Annotated in this window: 16 protein-coding genes and 1 pseudogene; 5 read left to right on the top strand and 12 right to left on the bottom strand. The window is 67.5% G+C overall.

The window, feature by feature from the left end:
- Positions 1-61: 61 nt before the first annotated feature.
- A complete protein-coding gene (locus tag SJY07_RS25235) occupies positions 62-280 on the bottom strand; it encodes a hypothetical protein (protein WP_380162607.1) in 219 nt (72 codons plus the stop codon).
- A 104-nt stretch (positions 281-384) separates the two neighbouring features.
- Here SJY07_RS25235 and SJY07_RS25240 point away from each other — a divergent pair, with 104 nt between their 5' ends.
- Entirely contained in the window at positions 385-756 is a 372-nt protein-coding gene (locus SJY07_RS25240; RefSeq protein WP_380162609.1) for a hypothetical protein, read from the top strand.
- A gap of 104 nt (positions 757-860) precedes the next feature.
- On the opposite strand, the gene SJY07_RS25245 is transcribed toward SJY07_RS25240, so the two are convergent.
- Positions 861-1,607, bottom strand: coding sequence for an AAA family ATPase (locus SJY07_RS25245; RefSeq protein ID WP_380162611.1), 747 nt, complete (start codon positions 1,605-1,607; stop codon positions 861-863).
- Between the two features lie 282 nt (positions 1,608-1,889).
- Between SJY07_RS25245 and SJY07_RS25250 the strand changes: the two genes are divergently transcribed.
- The gene (locus SJY07_RS25250) at positions 1,890-2,117 is read left to right on the top strand and encodes a hypothetical protein (protein WP_380162613.1); all 228 of its coding nucleotides are present in this window, start codon (positions 1,890-1,892) and stop codon (positions 2,115-2,117) included.
- Between the two features lie 374 nt (positions 2,118-2,491).
- Here the strand turns inward: SJY07_RS25250 and SJY07_RS25255 are convergent, their stop codons facing one another.
- Positions 2,492-2,827, bottom strand: a complete 336-nt coding sequence (locus SJY07_RS25255) for a putative quinol monooxygenase (protein ID WP_380162615.1) — start codon at positions 2,825-2,827, stop codon at positions 2,492-2,494.
- A gap of 100 nt (positions 2,828-2,927) precedes the next feature.
- On the opposite strand from SJY07_RS25255, the gene SJY07_RS25260 reads away from it, so the two are divergent.
- A complete protein-coding gene (locus SJY07_RS25260; RefSeq protein WP_380162617.1) occupies positions 2,928-3,599 on the top strand; it encodes a TetR/AcrR family transcriptional regulator in 672 nt (223 codons plus the stop codon).
- A gap of 381 nt (positions 3,600-3,980) precedes the next feature.
- Here the strand turns inward: SJY07_RS25260 and SJY07_RS25265 are convergent, their stop codons facing one another.
- From SJY07_RS25265 to SJY07_RS25275, 3 genes and pseudogenes are all read right to left on the bottom strand, one after another.
- Positions 3,981-4,802 (bottom strand): SDR family oxidoreductase, encoded by an 822-nt coding sequence (locus tag SJY07_RS25265; RefSeq protein WP_380162619.1) that lies wholly within the window; start codon positions 4,800-4,802, stop codon positions 3,981-3,983.
- A gap of 61 nt (positions 4,803-4,863) precedes the next feature.
- Positions 4,864-4,995: pseudogene (locus SJY07_RS25270) on the bottom strand (SDR family oxidoreductase); the annotation flags it as partial.
- A 191-nt stretch (positions 4,996-5,186) separates the two neighbouring features.
- Positions 5,187-6,101, bottom strand: a complete 915-nt coding sequence (locus SJY07_RS25275) for an SDR family NAD(P)-dependent oxidoreductase (protein ID WP_380162621.1) — start codon at positions 6,099-6,101, stop codon at positions 5,187-5,189.
- 179 nt (positions 6,102-6,280) lie between these two features.
- On the opposite strand from SJY07_RS25275, the gene SJY07_RS25280 reads away from it, so the two are divergent.
- Positions 6,281-6,859, top strand: coding sequence for a TetR family transcriptional regulator (locus SJY07_RS25280; protein ID WP_380162623.1), 579 nt, complete (start codon positions 6,281-6,283; stop codon positions 6,857-6,859).
- A gap of 148 nt (positions 6,860-7,007) precedes the next feature.
- Here SJY07_RS25280 and SJY07_RS25285 read toward each other — a convergent pair whose 3' ends face one another.
- The gene (locus SJY07_RS25285) at positions 7,008-7,454 is read right to left on the bottom strand and encodes a hypothetical protein (protein ID WP_380162625.1); all 447 of its coding nucleotides are present in this window, start codon (positions 7,452-7,454) and stop codon (positions 7,008-7,010) included.
- A gap of 209 nt (positions 7,455-7,663) precedes the next feature.
- On the opposite strand from SJY07_RS25285, the gene SJY07_RS25290 reads away from it, so the two are divergent.
- Positions 7,664-8,599, top strand: a complete 936-nt coding sequence (locus SJY07_RS25290) for an alpha/beta hydrolase family protein (protein ID WP_380162829.1) — start codon at positions 7,664-7,666, stop codon at positions 8,597-8,599.
- Positions 8,600-8,875: 276 nt separating this feature from the next.
- On the opposite strand, the gene SJY07_RS25295 is transcribed toward SJY07_RS25290, so the two are convergent.
- The 5 genes from SJY07_RS25295 to SJY07_RS25315 all read right to left on the bottom strand — a co-directional run bounded on the left by SJY07_RS25295 (position 8,876) and on the right by SJY07_RS25315 (position 13,010).
- Entirely contained in the window at positions 8,876-9,781 is a 906-nt protein-coding gene (locus SJY07_RS25295) for an IS5 family transposase (protein ID WP_380162627.1), read from the bottom strand.
- Between the two features lie 49 nt (positions 9,782-9,830).
- Positions 9,831-10,547, bottom strand: a complete 717-nt coding sequence (locus SJY07_RS25300; RefSeq protein ID WP_380162629.1) for a PHP domain-containing protein — start codon at positions 10,545-10,547, stop codon at positions 9,831-9,833.
- 611 nt (positions 10,548-11,158) lie between these two features.
- Positions 11,159-11,485 carry a hypothetical protein gene (locus tag SJY07_RS25305; protein ID WP_380162631.1) on the bottom strand — a complete coding sequence of 109 codons (327 nt, stop codon included), beginning with the start codon at positions 11,483-11,485 and terminating at the stop codon, positions 11,159-11,161.
- Positions 11,486-11,853: 368 nt separating this feature from the next.
- Complete coding sequence (locus SJY07_RS25310) at positions 11,854-12,174, bottom strand: hypothetical protein (protein ID WP_380162633.1); 321 nt, start codon at positions 12,172-12,174, stop codon at positions 11,854-11,856.
- A 122-nt stretch (positions 12,175-12,296) separates the two neighbouring features.
- Positions 12,297-13,010, bottom strand: a complete 714-nt coding sequence (locus tag SJY07_RS25315) for an SOS response-associated peptidase (RefSeq protein ID WP_380162635.1) — start codon at positions 13,008-13,010, stop codon at positions 12,297-12,299.
- Between the last annotated feature and the right edge of the window lie 116 nt (positions 13,011-13,126).

The following is a 13,126-nucleotide window of genomic DNA, read 5'->3' on the forward strand; positions in this document are numbered from 1 at the left end:
GCCGACCGTGCGTGGCGCGGCGGTCAGTGTTTGAAGGTGGGCGCCCCTGTAGAGGGGTGCGTCAGTGCCGTCGACGCCGCGTAGTCCACCGGTCGAAGCTGATGAAAAAGATCATGACGGCGAAGATGAGAGCCGCTTGCACGGTGGACCTGCTGATGCTGTCGCTGAAGGCGAAGTGCCACAGCAGCCAGGTGACGATGGCGCCGCCGGCGGCGGCCGCGACGACGCGGTGCAGTGAGGTCTGCTGGGGGGCGCTGCCGGAGTCTGCGGGCGACGTCATGCGGTCAGCGTGCCCGTTGCAGGGTGGTGGTGTCGAGAGACCGCCAGCGGGATCCCTCTCCCTGCGTGCAGTCGGGGAGAAGCACGACTGGCCCGGACCGCGGGATGACCGCGAAGTTCGCAAGTGGTCGCGACCAGGGCCGAGCCGTCTGCAAGATTGGGTCTGTGATCTGGCTATTGCCCCTTGTGCTGACGGTTGGCCTGTCGATCTGGGTGGGCACACGCCTGGCCCGCGTCAATGCACCCGGCAAGATGCCGATCTTCAGCGGCGCTTTCAGGCGGCCCCCGGGGTACGCGTGGACCCAGGCGTTGTTGCTGGTCATGGCGATGGTGACGGCCTACACCCGCGAGAAGGGACTATCCCAGACGCATGCAACGTCGTGGGTCTTCGGAGTGCTGGCCGCCTACGTCCCCTTCCTGCTGGTGATCTTGCTGCACAACGTCCGTTCTGCTGGAAGGCCCCGCAACGACCGATGATGCCTGCTTGGCCAAAAGACTGATTAGTCGTCCGCTCCTCGCCATGAGAGCAAGATCATCAGGCAGCTACGACGCTCCGCAGGCCCCATGACCAAGTGAGCTCGTCACAGAACTTGCCGCCAGTAGCGTTTGGGGGCGTCGAGGAAGAAGCGCCAGTTCTTGACCACGGCGAGGTCCTCCCACTCCACGCGGTGCAGGCCTTCGCCACCGACCTCGAGCACCGTGGCGCCCGGCAAGGCGGTGAGCAGTGGGGAGTGGGTGGCGCACAGAACCTGCTTGCCCTGCTCGGCCATCTGCTGCAGCCCAGCGCCCAGGACGAGGCAGTTGTCGAAGGACAGGGCCGACTCCGGTTCGTCGAGGAGCACGATCCCGGCGGCGGCGGTGTAGCGGCTGTTCAACAGATCGACGAAGCCTTCGCCGTGGCTGCGGTAGTGGAACTGGTAGTCGACCGGGTGCAGGGACTCCTGGTCGGACTCCTCGAGGTAGTCGTAGAAGCGGTGCATCGTCTCTGCGCGCAGGAAGAAGACCTCCCTGCGACCGCCCGCACCACGCACGACGCGCAGGCGGTCGGCGAGGGTGGAGGTGTCGCTGCGGCGTCCGCGGTCGGGGCCGGCGAGGTGGGCGCTGGTTCCACCTTCGGTGTGGGCGCCGAGGACCTGGGCGATGGCTTCGATGAGGGTGGACTTGCCGGCCCCGTTTTGCCCGACGAGGAAGGTGACCCCGGCGGGGACGTCGAAGCCTTGGGTGAGCAGCTGGCGCACGGCGGGGATGGAATCGGGCCACGACGTCTCGTCGATGACGGTGTCTGCTCGGGGCTCGATGCGTCGTAGTGGACGGGCGGGGGACGGCACGGTGCCAGCCTGCCGGAGCGTGCGGACACGCCGGCGCGAGCTCCCTGGGTGGGACTCGTACTGCTCGACGGCGCCGACGGCGATGGCCCACACCATCCGCGGCCAGACCCGACGTCACGCGCAGCGCGGGATGACCGTGAAGTCGCGACGTGTCGAAGCAGCAGCTCATCGTGACGGTGCGATGTCGAGGATCCAGCGCTGCTCGGGGCGTCACTCCCGTGGTGACCGAGCTCGAGGCACGACGTAGTGGAGCCCACCAGAGTGGTGGGTGATGCTGAGGGCGTGAATCTGTTCTTGCCGCGTGGGTCCGGTCAACGGTGGCTGCTCGTGCTGCCGGTCGTGCTGGCCTTGCTCTCCGCAGCCGTCACCCTCTTCGTGCTGCACTTCTCCGTCGAGCAAGCCATCCGCCTGTCTCTGTGGATCTTCTGCCCTTCGCTGATCGTGGTGTCAGCGGAGGGGCAACGACGCAGGCGTCAGGCCCGTCGGAAGCCGGCGTTGGAGAGTCGGTAGGGCGACCCTTGCCAGGCGCCGAGGAGTGACTCGAGCTGCCCTGGTGAGGGGCGTCGGGTCCCTGCGACGACCCGCTCTTCGACGGCAGCGTGAGGTCAGGTCAGGTTCCGGAGGCCATGGGAACGTGACCCGCTCCTCCAGACACCAACCTGAGACGATGATGTCGCCCGCAGAGGCGTTTCACGACGCCCCGCCCCCACCCACCGGAGTTCCGTCAACGTGCCCTGGAGTTGGTCCGCTGCGCGAGCAGCCGATGGGCAAGATTGCCGCTGACCTCGGCGTGAGTGAGTCCTGCCTGCGCGGCGACTGTTGCGGCAGGACCGGGCCACCCGTCGTTCGGGAATCAGGTCATTGTCCGCGACACCAACTCGGCATCAGCCCCGGCCTGGCAGCGGATCGACGCTGGAGGCAACCGGGTGCACCATCACTCGCAGCGGTGGCTCGGCCAGGAGTTCGATGACCCGTTCGTGGCGTCTCTCGATCTCCTCGTTGGTCTTGGCGTAGTGGCGATCGAATGAATCCTGGTCACGGTAGAACTCCGTGACCCAGATCGCTTCCGGGTCCTCGTCGTCCGTGCAGACGAGCCAGTCCACCGGGCCGTCGGCGTCCTCGACGTAGTGGAGGTCGGTGATGAACTCGGCGAGCTCATCTCCCTGTCCGGGCAGCGCTCGCATCTTGAGAAGCACACCGGGCTTGGTGGTTTCGAACATGAACAGTTCCCCTCTTGGATCTCCGCGGCGAGTACCCGCATCATGGAACGGCGTTCCAGCTCCAGTGTGGATCCGCGTTCCAAGTGTGTCAAGATGGGTCGTGCCCACAAGCAAGCCTCGGTCGCAGCGGCGAACGGTTTCGTTGTCCAGAGAACGACTCATCCACGCTGCCATCGCGATCCTCGACGCCGACGGCGAGGATGCCCTCACGTTCCGGGTGCTCGCCAGCCGCTTGGCGACCGGCTCGGGCGCCATCTACCACTACGTCGCGAACAAGGATGAGCTCCTCAAGGCTGCGACGGCAGACGTCATCGCTGACGGCTTGAAGGAGGTTTCGTCGGCCGCCGATCCTCTGGAGGACATCCGGGTACTCGCCCTTGAGGTCTTCGACGCCATCGATGCCCACCCGTGGGTAGGTACGCAACTGTCCCGCGAACCATGGCAGTTTGCGATCGTGCAGATCTTCGAAGCCGTCGGGACACGCCTGCAGGCTCTTGGTGTGGCAGACGAAGCACAATTCGACTCCGCTTCCGCGATCGTGAACTACATCCTCGGCCTTGCCGGTCAATACGCTGCGGCCGCGCGGCTACATCCGCGTGCCACGGATCGGACAGAGTTCCTCCAAGCGATTGCTGCAGAGTGGAAACGGCTCGGCGATGAGGACTTCCCGTTCGTGCACCGGATGGCCGGCAAACTCGACGGGCACGAGGACCGTGCGCAATTCCTCACTGGCATCGACCTCATCCTGTCCGGGATCCAAGCCAACGGGTAGTTGTTGAGCTGATGTGAGCAGCTGCCCGAGCGTGAGATGAACCTGGATGACGTGCCCACCCGTCGGGCACCGGAAACACCAGTCCTCGGCTGGCCCCTCGTGATCGTGCGCCTCCTCGTGGAGGCGTGGTGGCGGGAGTCCGGGACGTGGCTGACGCTGAGGCACGGAAGGAGCTGCCGTTGGCTACCCGTCGTCGACGAAACCGGAGAACGCCGCCGATTCCGACGACACCGAACCCTCGCCTGAGCTGCCGGCGCGACCGTGGGGTCCTCAGCTGGTTTTCTTCCGTGCGGGACGACGTCGGTACCCGGTACGCCCAGATCGGCTGTGCGAGTGCAGCGCGGCCCCGGCTCACCATCGAGGTCCTCGGGCTGTACTGCGTCAGTCCTGCGGGCCGAAGATGTGCGGACCGCGAAGGCTGACGTCGGCGCCGCCATCGACGAACAAGACCTGACCGGTGGTGTGTGAGTTCTCCTCACCGGTCAGCCAGGCCAGGGCCCGGGCGATGACCAGCGGTTCGAAGGGACCGTGCAGGGGCATGGGCACGATGGCCTGCAACTGGGCCCGACCTTCGTCGGTCTGCACCAACGGGGCGGTCATCGGGGTCAGGACGATGCCGGGACCGACAGCGTTCAGCGGAATACCGGCTCCGGCCCACGCGGTGGTGATGGACGTCGCCCGGACCCACTGGGCGATCGACCGCTTCGTCGAGGCGTAGATGAGGTGCCCCAGGTCCTTCTCGACGAGGGCCTCGGCACGAGCGACCGCTGCGTCCTCGTCCCCTGCGGCCAGGAGACGAACCAGCTCGGTGTCGTTGTCCTGCAGGGCGGAGAAGGAGGTCACCACGGCGGCTCGCGGCGCCGTCGACCGCAACAACAGCGGGCGCAGAGCCTCTACCGTCGCCACCGCTCCGAAGTGGTTCACCCTGACGGTCGACGATGACGGTAGGGCGACCCCGGCGACGGCGAGGACCGCGTCGAGGGTGCCGTCACCCCCGGCGGCCCGGATCGCGGCCTCGACGTTGCGGGCGAGTGCCGCCCGCTGTTGTGGCACAGCCAGGTCGGTGTCGAGGTCGGCTCCGCGCAGGTCGACCCCGATGACACGATGGCCCCGGCTGCGCAGGAGTTCTGTCGTCGCGAGCCCGATGCCCGAGGCGGCTCCCGTGACGACGTAGGTCCTGGTCATCGTCGAGTTCTTCGTCATGGTCGATTCCTTCGTCGGGTGCGGCACCGAGTCGGCTCTGAAACCAGGCGCCGTCGGTGAGGTGAGTGGTGCCGGAGACGAAGGCCGCCTCCTCCGAGAGCAGCCAGGCGACGGTGTGGGCGACGTCGACCGGACGTCCCAGGGACCCGCTGGGCTGCCCCGCCGCGTACTGGGCGCGTACCTCCGGGGCCAAACAGGCAACCGCGGGGACGACGTGGCGTCCTCGCCGCGTCTGCTCCGGGGCAATGTCGCCACCCGCACCGGCGTCGTCGCCGACGAGTTCAGCAAGAGGGTTTCAGACACGATGTGCTTGTCCTGACCGCTGGTGCTTCGCTGGCGGGTCGAGTTGCCGATTCGACGCTTCGCCCACCGCAGGTGCTGTCGTCAGGGGATCAGGGAGAACTCCGCGATCATCGACTCCGGCACGGCGTAGCCATCGAGATCGCGGATCTCGTCGATGTGGGCGGCTACGTCGTCCGGGCTGGCAATCGGTTCGTCGGCGGCCACGGTCCAGCCCGGTGCGACCCCCATGAACACCCGGCCGTAGCGGCCCCGGGCGATGGAGTAGAGCTCACGGGTCTGTGTGTTGGTCTCGCTGGCGAGGTAGGCGACCATCGCAGTGATCATCTCCGGTTCGCCGTGGGCCGGGGTGGTCGGCATCCCGATGAACTGCTCCGGGCTCATGTCGGCGGCCATCCGGCTGTTGGCCGCGGGGAGGATGGTGTTGACCAGAATGTTGTGCGCTTTGCCTTCCAGCGCCACGACGTTGGCCAGGCCGAAGACACCGCCCTTGGCTGCGGCGTAGTTCGCCTGGGCGATGGAGCCGAAGAGGCCCGCGGCGGAGGAGGTGAAGACGATGCGCCCGTAGCCGTTCTCGCGCATGTTCGCGAAGGCGGGCTGGGTGACGTTGAAGGCGCCCTTGACGTGGACGGCGAGCAGGGACTCGACCGCGTCGGGGGTGAGGTCGGTGAAGGGGGCGTTCTTGATGTTGCCGGCGTTGTTGATCAGGATGTCGACCTTGCCGAAGGCGTCGATGGCCGTCTGGACGATGGCTCGACCTCCCTCGGGAGTGGCGACGGAGTCGTAGTTGGAGACTGCTTCGCCGCCTGCGGCGCGGATCTCGGCCACGACCTGGTCGGCCATCGCGGTGCCGCCGTTGGTGCCGCTGATGTCACCGCCGAGGTCGTTGATGACGACTTTGGCGCCTCGTCGGGCCAGTTCCAGGGCGTGGGCTCGGCCCAGACCGCCACCGGCTCCGGTGACGATGGCGACGCGGTGGGTGAACGAAACGTCAGACATGGTCTCTCCCTCGAGAGCTCGGAAGATCCGAGCACCTGGCACACTATGCCATGTTGCGGTGTTGTGTCTGTGGAGGATGGTGAGGAAAGATGACGGGGATGTCTTCACAAGACGCCTCACCCTCCAGCGCTGCACCCTCGGATGCTGCACCCTCGACGCTGCGAGGTCGGCGCCGCTCGATGACGCGCTTCGACATCGCGATCGCCGCGACGGAGCTGTACGAACAGCAGGGCTACGAGCGCACCACCGTCGAGCAGATCGCTCACCGCGCCGGGGTGTCGATGCGGACCTTCTACCGCTACTGCGTGAACAAGGATGAGGCGATCACCTCAGAGTTGACGCCGGGACCGCAACTGCTGGCCGTCAGTGTGCGAGCACGCGCCGAACTGCCGATCGTGGACGCGGTGGTGACCGGCTTCGTGGACGCGGCCACGGCCGGCAGCAGGAACCGGACCGAGTTGAAGCGGACTCTGCGACTGATCATCAACACCCCCGCTTTGCGTTCCGCGTGGCTGATCGCGGGCCGCGATGCCCAGGACGACCTCGTCCAGGTGGTCTCCCAGCGGTGTCCGACCCTGTCGACGGTGCAGGCTCGGGCGTTGACGGCAGCCCTGACCGCCACATTGACGGTGGCGATCGAGACGTGGGCTGTGAGCGAAACCGGTGAGCTGGCCGACTACGCCCGCGATGCCCTGGGGGTCATGGCTTCGGCCCTCACAGACGCGGAGATCGTGCAGGGAACTGCGGCACCGGAGTAGTCGCGACAGTGCAGCCCCGGACGTGTGAACGCGACAGCCCGGTCACCGTCGAGACCGTGACGTCGTGGGGCGCCGGCGACAGCGCGCACAACGCGGGATGACCGGGCGTGCGTCCTGGGTCGTGATGGCACGGCAGCCTGCCTTGGGGTCACTCGTCCTCGATCTGGTGCCAGGACACGGGAAGGAAGTCAGGGTCAGGTTCCTGGCTGATCGTCTCCTGGGTCACGGCCTCCAGGAGCTCCACGGCCCCCTGGATGATGCATCGCCGGCTGTCGTCCTCATCGAGCTCCCAGGCGTACTCCCAGTCGGTGGCTTCGTTGACGAACACGCCCAGCTCATCGGGGAAGCCCAAGCTGGAGGAGATCCCCCAGATCAGCTCTGCGCCTTCCTCGGGGGTGATGAGGCCTTCGACGATGGAGCGGGCGTGGGTGTGCGCCATCACCCACGACGCCTGATGGTCGTTGAGGTCGGGGGCGCCGAGCTCGTCGAGGGCGGTGGTGAACAGGTCGCGCAGGGTGCGGGGGTCACCGGAGGCCCGGCGAGTTCGCGCAGGGTCGGTGAGTCGCAGCCGCGGGTCAGGGCGAGCGCTGCCCACTGGGGCATCTGTTCCGGCGGCAGGTCGCCGAACCGCGCGCGGGCCCGGGCGCGGTAGAGCGGGTCCATGAGTGCAGTGTCGCCGACGGGGCGATTGGCGGGTGTCCGTTCTGGAACGTCGCCTCGGCCCTGCGTCGCACCCAAACGCGGGATGACCGTGACGTCGGGGTGTTGTTGCCTCCTGCTCCAGTGGATCAAGATGCGGACGTGATGACGCCCTTGGTGCTCGACTTCACCGACCCGGCGCGAACAGCCTGGGCACCCGGTGGTCATCGCCCCTTGCGCACGAGTCTGTGGCGTCCGGCAGGAGCTGAGCTTTGGCCGGTCGTACTGCTGTCTCACGGCACCGGTGGCTCGGCCCGTTCCCTGGCGTGGCTGGCCGAAGCTCTGGTGGATGCCGGCTGGGCGGTGTTGGCGGTGGACCACCACGGCAACACCGCCACCCAGGACTACCAGCCCGCCGCCTTCGTCCGTGCCTGGGAACGACCACTGGACTTGAGTCGTGCCCTCGACCAAGCCTTGAGCCTGGACCTGGGGCTGGACCCGTCCCGCGTAGTGGCCTGCGGTTTCTCCATCGGCGGGTACACCGCAGCAGCCCTGTGCGGTGTGCGGGTGCAGCGGCTGTTGTTCGAGGCGCTGGTCAGTGGGCAGATCCCACTGCCTGCGGTGCCGGAGTTCCCGGGTTTGGCGCGCGAGCTGCGCCAGCTCTGGGAGCAGGATCCCGACGGTTTCCTCGCCGGGTGCGAGGGCGACGTCAGCGATGCGCGGGTACGCGCTGCGGTCTTGCTGTCACCGGGAATCGGTGACCTGCTCGACCTCGACAGCCTGGAGCAGGTGCAGTGCCCCGTCTTGATCCTGTCCGGCGGCGCTGATGACACCACCCCGGCCGAGGCGAACGCCGATGTCTACGCCAAGCACATCCCGGCAGCGCAGCACGTGTGCCTGGGAGAGCGGGTGGTGCACTACGACCTGCTCGATGCGGCGACGCCGGGTGAACGTACTGCACTGCACAGACTTGCGGCGCGACTGACCGTGCAGTTCTTGGGGTCGTTCGCTGGGCCTGATGAGGCTGCTCGACCTTCCGCGAATCAGCAGATCCGGTCGTCGCCGAGCGACCCCGGAGCGACCACTCGTACCGCGGGATGACCGTGAGTTCCTACCAAGCTGTTCAGCCACGCCCCCAGAACGCGGTCGGGTCCTCCGCCGGGCGGAACCCGAGGGCCTCTACCGCCTCTGACACTTCCTGAAAGCGGCGACCGACGTAGCTGGGGTCATGGGCATCGCTGCCGAAGGACACCGCCGTCCCGCCTGCCTCGTGCCACCAGCGGACCACCCGCAGGTCCAGCGGGATGGACGTGTTGACCTCCAGCACTCGTCCGGAAGCCGCCAGAACGCCTAAGAAGGTGTTGCGTTACCTGGTGATCACTGAGGGTCGGTGCATGGCTGGTCGGTGAAGGTGCCGTCTTCGGTAAGGCGTCGGGCTGCTTCGATCTCGATCGGGCCGCGTGGCTTCACGTCCTGACCCGCCAGTCGGGCCAGCATCAACCGGATCGAAGCCACTTGGATCATGGCCTCGGAGTGGGCGGTCTTGCGTTCGTAGTCGCGTGCCAAGCGTCTGCACCTCGTCAGCCAAGCGAAGGTTCGTTCCACCACCCACCGTCGGGGCAGCACCTGGAAGCCTCGCACGTCGGCGTTGCGGGGCACCGCCACCATCTCGATGTTTTCGGTTGCGGCCCAACCCACCAGCGAGGTGTCGACGCTGTTGACGTAGCCGCCATCGACCCAGACCAGCCCCAGGCGGGGATAGCGCTGGCTGATGCCGCTCAGGACCCGCTTCGCGCCGTGGCGGTCCTGCAGGGAGGCAGAGTGCACGACGACTTTGAGGACGAGCCCGTTGGTGTCGACCAGCAGGTGGCGTTTGCGTCCACGGGTGCGTTTGCCGGCGTCGTAGCCGATGGCTTCCCCGCCGTGGCTGGTCTTGATCGACTGGGAGTCCAGGACCCCGGCGGAAGGCTGGGGGTCGCGGCCGTCGCTGACGCGGACCCGGTCGCGCAGGACGTCGTGGACGCGGGTCCAGGTCCCATCGGCGGTCCAGGTGGCGAACCAGCGGTAGGCCACCCACCACGGGACCAGGTCGTGGGGGACGGCTCGCCAGGGGCAGCCGGTGGTGAGGACGTAGAGGATCGTGTCGATGACGAGGCGGGTGGAGTGGAGTCGTGGCCGTCCACCACGACGTCGGTCGGGTTGGGGCAGAAGCGGTTGCAGCAGTTCCCACTGGGTGTCCAGCAGTGAGGAGTCGTAGGCCGGTTTGCACGAGCAGGCACACACGGGCTGATCATGGGGGTGGGGTGGTGGCCTGACGGCCACCACCCCACCCTCACTCACCGGTGATGATCAGTAACGCAACACCTTCTAAGACGTGGCGGGTCTGCTCCTCCACCTGGCCCCAGGGCGAAGGGCCGTCATCTGGGGTCCAGTGCCGAAGGGAGAAGTCGATGTGACCCAGCACCTCGAACGGGCCGTCACTGGCGACCATGGACTCGACCTGTCTGAGGTAGGCCGAGAGCAGGCCGACGGGGCTGTGCTGGTCCTTGGCGTGATCGACCAGCAGGTGTTCCCCGGGCGCGCGGGTGTCTTCCAGGGTGTGGATGGAGCCCACGATGCGGTCGAAGCCGCGGGACAGGACGTCACGGACGGCGTCGGTGTGCCAATGCACCTCCGACATCTCCACTCCCGAGCGGATGGTCAGATCCGGGAAGCGGTGCCGGCAGTCGTCGATCGCGGCTTGGTAGGCGTCGACCTCCAGAGGTGCGCCCATGAAGTGCCCGTGCCCGCCGGGGCCGATCGGGTCGTCGTAGCTGCCGCGGATGCCTTCGTCCCAGGCCCAGCCGCCGGGTGGGGCGTTCCAGACGGTGAAGTCGACGTGCTCGGTGAACGAGAGCGCCGGTAGGCCGATGGCGAGGGCGTGCTCGCAGCTGGCGCGCATGTTGCCGTGGAAGGAGTCCCAGGAGAATTGCGAGTGGGTGTGGTCGTCCGCGGGCAGCGACGTGGGGGTGTTGGCTGGGGCAGCAGACGTGATCGACGGCTCCGTCATGAGTGGCCACGGTCCCAGACGACGCCTCGACGTGCCAGGGCTACCAGAACCCGTCCATCGGCAGCTCAAGACCACGCACAACGTGGGATGACCGCGACAACCCCAGCCGACCCCTCAGTAGTTCTGCAGCCATGACGCAACACGTCGACGTGGGAGGCCAGGTTGGCGGCGTGTCGCGTCATGGCTGCAGAACTGCTGTGGGGTTGACGTCCGCGGCGGTCCGAGTGTCGCCTCGGACCCCGGGTCAGCGGACCGGCTACGACGTCACGGCCATCGACATGAGCGGACGTTGCAAGCATCCGTCGTGTTCCGCAGGACCTAGATCCAGCCGGTACCGGTTGGAATCCCGCCAATGGGGGATGGGCGGGGACGTCGTCGGCGTTGCTCCACCGCGCGGAAGGTCCGAGACCACCGAAGTGCGAACGCTTCGAGCTCGTCCGCGCTGACGCACGCGGCGAGTTCCTCGTCCTCAACCGGGCTCCATGGCGCGGTGCGCCGGGTCGCGACCCCGGCGGTGTCGGCGTGACGCTGCGCCTGCGAACGATGGCGACGGTGGCCCTGCCCCGGCATCTGGAGCTGCGACTGCGACCGCAGCCCGGTCTGGGGCGAGGTCACGGTGTACTCAGCTGCCAGCCGTCGCTGGGGCCGCCAGAACCGTGGGTAAGCCAGCTCCGCTCACGGAGCCACGCGGTGCGCTTCTGCCAGACCCGGTCCCCGACACCGGCCTCACGGGCGAGCAGAGCCGCGGTGTGATCGGGTGGAATGTGGTTGTCGTAGTCGGCGGCCGCGGCGAGCACCCACACCACCGCCTGCAGCGACGTCCGCGACGGGCGAGGCAGCTGTGCTCGGGGGATCGTGCGGATCGTGGCGTGGAGAGCGCGGGCCCAGCGCACCGCAGAGGGGACCATGTCGCGGGGGTCGGTCGGCAGCAGACGCACGCGCTCCGACGGCTCCTCCTCTATTGCCCTGAGGAGAACGCTGCCATCCGCTGCGCCGTCTAGCGGGAAGTCGCTGCTCATCGCAGCTGAGCCGAGGCGGTGTCCCCGACGACGCAACGCAGCCGGGTACCCTCCCACGCGACCAGGACGATCCCGGTAGGGGAGTGGTGCCCTTCTCCGGGCAACGTGGCCTTGCCCCTATCCGCGAACTGCACGATCGTTCTCTCGGTTCATGGTGGTCAGGTCTTGACCGGAACCACCCGGGCGGTCGAGCCGAGACGCCCAAGCACCGCGACGGTGCGCTGCACCGTGCCTACCATCCACCGGAGGTCACCAGTGGAGTGCCGGCAGCGTCGAGCGCGCCGGCTTCACAGGCGGGGTACGAACAGTTCCCCGCGCATCGCCCGCTCGAGCAGGTCCGCGGCCTGAGCTCTGTAGCGAAGGCTGCGCCCGATCCCGGTCAACCCCTGCAGTTGGGCGGTGTGCTGCTCGGGGTCAGGGACATCCTGGGCGGCCCGCAGCGCCCGCCAGCTCTCCCGCGCGGCAGTCAGGTCCGCTGCGCTCAGCTGTCGGAACAACCAGGCCATGAAGGGTGGGTGGTGGCGCAGCGTCTCGTATCCCTCCAGACGCCACTCGAGGGGCCCGTAGTCGAGCATCCACGTGACAGCGCTCTCTTCCCAACCCTCCACCGCAGGCGGGAGAACCTCAGCCGGCCAGCTTGGTGGGACGTAGCCGGTGCGAGACGGTGAGCCCGAATCGCCGACCTGACGTGCCCGGCCGGACCGGCCTCCACTTCCTGCTGGCTGGCTCATCAGACGGCGGCGATGAGGTCTGGGGAGTCGTTGCGAGGGGAGTTGACCGCGGGGGAGACCTCGCGGGTGCTCAACGTGGGCTCAGGCAAGGCATCCAGGACCTGGCGGACCAGGTCCAGGTCGGTCAGTTGTGGGTCCAGCCAGTCGTCTCGCATGTCGGGCGGGACGATGATCGGGGTGCGGTCGTGGATGTGGCCGAGGGCGTCGGTGGCCTGGGTGGTCAGGATGGTGAATGTCCACAGCCAGCGGTCGGGGTCGTTCTCGTTCTTGGCCGGGTCCGGCCACAGTTCGTAGAGTCCGGCGAAGGCCAGGACCTTGTCGTCGGTGTCGTACATGAAGTGCGGTACTTTGGTTGCGCCAGAACGCTTTTGCCACTCGAAGTAGCCGTCGGCGGGCGCCAGTAGCCTCCGCTTGGAGGCCGCCCGCTTGAAGGCGGGTTTCTCCGTCACGGTTTCTACCCGGGCATTGATCATCCGGGATCCGATCTTGGGGTCCTTGGCCCACGAGGGGATCAGGCCCCAGCGCACGGTCCTCAGTTGGCGTGTCGCCTCACCCTCGGGATCGTCTCGGGGGGTGCGCTCGAGGATGACTCGGGCGTTCTGGGTGGGGGCGATGTTGTAGGAGGCCGGCAGTGCCTCACCGATGACATTGCGGACCTTGAAGACGTCGACGAGTTCGGGCTCGGGCCGGGATCGAGCGTAGCGACCACACACACAGTGAGTCTGGCTCAGGTCGTCGTGACCTGCCTGTCCTCGAGAGATGTCCGGACTGTCCCCTGACCGACCTGGGGACGGCACGAGCTCCCTGTCGCTTCGCTGCTCGTCCCGCC

This window comes from Kineococcus sp. R86509 (assembly GCF_042466365.1).
Classification (GTDB): domain Bacteria; phylum Actinomycetota; class Actinomycetes; order Actinomycetales; family Kineococcaceae; genus Kineococcus.